Annotated in this window: 2 protein-coding genes; both read left to right on the forward strand. The window is 65.7% G+C overall.

The features are described 5' to 3' along the window. Nucleotides 1-12 precede the first annotated feature (12 nt). Complete coding sequence (locus tag A3IC_RS0115390; RefSeq protein ID WP_425387337.1) at nucleotides 13-300, forward strand: hypothetical protein; 288 nt, start codon at nucleotides 13-15, stop codon at nucleotides 298-300. A 517-nt stretch (nucleotides 301-817) separates the two neighbouring features. After that, entirely contained in the window at nucleotides 818-1774 is a 957-nt protein-coding gene (locus tag A3IC_RS0115395) for a DUF2332 domain-containing protein (protein ID WP_205354598.1), read from the forward strand. The last annotated feature ends 171 nt before the right edge of the window (nucleotides 1775-1945 follow it).

Consider the following 1945-nt stretch of genomic DNA (forward strand, 5'->3'; position numbering starts at 1 on the left):
GGCCTTGTCGAGGTGGTCGCGCACGGCGGGCACGTTGCGGTGGGGTGCGAGGAGGATGACGGTGTCGCGGACGTGGTCGAGTCCGCGGCCGGAGTAGATCTCGTCGAGGAGGTCCAGGGCGCGGTTGCCGAGGACTCGCCCTGGTCGGCGGGGCCGCTGATCGGCGCTGCCTGCGGCCCGCTGATTTACTTCCCCATGAGCTGGAGCAGGGCCGAGGAGGCATCCGCCTACGCAACGGAGGTTGCCGCGTCGCTGGGCCTCAACTGCTTTGACCCGCAGGCACGGCAACTCCGGCCCTGACAACGGCGCGGGAGCGATCAAACTCCGGCAGGTGGCCGGCCCGGCGGGCGCCCCCGGGTCTGGTGCCGGCTCGAAACACGGCCGACCCGATCATCCGTGAACGCAAGACGAACGAGACGCCCGTCGATCTCCGGATCCACCCCGTTACGGAGTCCGGCTTCGGCGCTCGAGCGTTCCGCCTGCCGACCGCAGCCGAACTGGCGAGCCGTTTCGCGCGGCACTACAGCACCCTCGGCACCCACGATTCGCTCTACCACCACTTCCGCAAAAGCCATGTCGTTTGCGAACAGCGGAACTCGTGTTCTCAAACGACATGGCAACCGCCCAGGTCGTAGGCGTCTCAATCGCCGTCTGCATTGCGACAGGACACGCAGGTCGCTGCCGTACCTCGTTCGAGTGCCGTTTTGGTAGAGCGGTCGCGGATGCCGGCAGCGAGTTGTGAGGTACGAGACAACCCAGGATTCACTCCTCCTTCGGCGACCTGTCCCTGCGAAGATCAATGCAGGCGAAGGGACACATGGTGGAGACTGCGCAGCGGTACAGGGCTTTTGCGACCAGAGAAGCTCACGGACACTCCGCGATCTACGAGGAATTGACCGGCCGGGCTGCCGACGACGAGGAGCTGATCGCACTCATCGACCAGTTGCCCGAACCGAAGAGGCAGCCGAACCTGCTCCTGGCCGCCGTGCGGTTCCTCGGGGGACCTATGAAGGGCTATCGCCCTTTCCGCTCATGGGTCACCACTCACTGGGATCAGGTGAGCGCGACCATGCAGCGACGTCGCACGCAGACCAACGAACCCGGCAGATGCGCCACGTTGCTCCCACTCCTGGCCTCCCTGCCTCAACCGCTTGCCTTGATCGAGGTCGGTGCCTCGGCCGGCCTGTGTCTGTACCCCGACCTCTACCAGTACCGGTACGACGACCGGCCTCCCTTGGGACCGTCCGCCGGCCCGATCTCCCTGACCTGCCGTACCGCCGGTCCCATGCCGTTTCCGGAACGGGTGCCTACCGTTGCCTGGCGGGCCGGCATCGACCTCAATCCCCTCGACGTCCGTGATGCCGACGACATGCACTGGCTGGAGTGTTTGGTCTGGCCCGAGCAGCGTGATCGGTTGGATCGGCTGCGAAACGCCGCACGCATTGCGCAAGCCGAGCCCCCGCACCTTGTCCGGGGGGATCTCAACCAGGCGGTCCGGGAACTGGTTTCCCAGGCGCCTCGGGGGGCCACGCCGGTGGTCTTCCACAGCGCGGTCCTGGTCTACCTGTCGAGCGAAGCCCGGAGTGCCTTCACTGAGACGATGCGATGCATTCCGGGTCACTGGATCACGAACGAGGGACCCCACATCTTGCCGACTGTTGAGGCCCGACTTCCGCGCTCTGCACCGCCGGACCGAGCGGTGTTCACTCTGGCCCTGGACGAACAGCCGATGGCTTTCGCCGGCCCGCACGGCCAGTCGCTGGACTGGTTCTAGAGAACCCGTAGATACCAACGAACTCCGGCCCAAGAAATGACCCGCCCTTGAGACTGCAGCTGAGTGACATGCTCTGAGCTTGGCGTTTAACGTCGTAGGTCACTCGACCTGCTGAGATACCCGGGAACCGGCGGCACGTGACGCGGCCGTTCTTCACGCTTCGAGATGTCG

Origin of the sequence: Embleya scabrispora DSM 41855, assembly GCF_000372745.1 — a bacterium.
GTDB classification, from domain to species: Bacteria; Actinomycetota; Actinomycetes; order Streptomycetales; family Streptomycetaceae; genus Embleya; species Embleya scabrispora.